The sequence below is a fragment of the Streptomyces sp. 35G-GA-8 genome, assembly GCF_023534745.1.
Lineage (GTDB): Bacteria > Actinomycetota > Actinomycetes > Streptomycetales > Streptomycetaceae > Streptomyces.
The window spans coordinates 1-373 of sequence record NZ_JAMHJQ010000069.1 but is presented as its reverse complement, the minus strand read 5'-3'; the positions used below and the strand labels follow the sequence as shown (position 1 = coordinate 373).

General features: G+C 59.2%; 1 rRNA gene. It reads left to right on the top strand.

The annotated features are described in order from the left end of the window. Nucleotides 1–49: 49 nt before the first annotated feature. Nucleotides 50–373: ribosomal RNA gene (locus M1203_RS38570) — 23S ribosomal RNA — on the top strand; the annotation flags it as partial.

Sequence of the window (373 nt, the reverse complement as noted above, 5' to 3'; positions counted from 1 at the left end):
GGGTGGCTGGTCGTTGTTTGAGAACTGCACAGTGGACGCGAGCATCTGTGGCCAAGTTTTTAAGGGCGCACGGTGGATGCCTTGGTACCAGGAACCGATGAAGGACGTGGGAGGCCGCGATAGGCCCCGGGGAGCTGTCAACCGAGCTTTGATCCGGGGGTGTCCGAATGGGGAAACCCGGCAGTCGTCATGGGCTGTCACCCGCTGCTGAACACATAGGCAGTGTGGAGGGAACGAGGGGAAGTGAAACATCTCAGTACCCTCAGGAAGAGAAAACAACCGTGATTCCGGGAGTAGTGGCGAGCGAAACCGGATGAGGCCAAACCGTATGCGTGTGATACCCGGCAGGGGTTGCGCATGTGGGGTTGTGGGA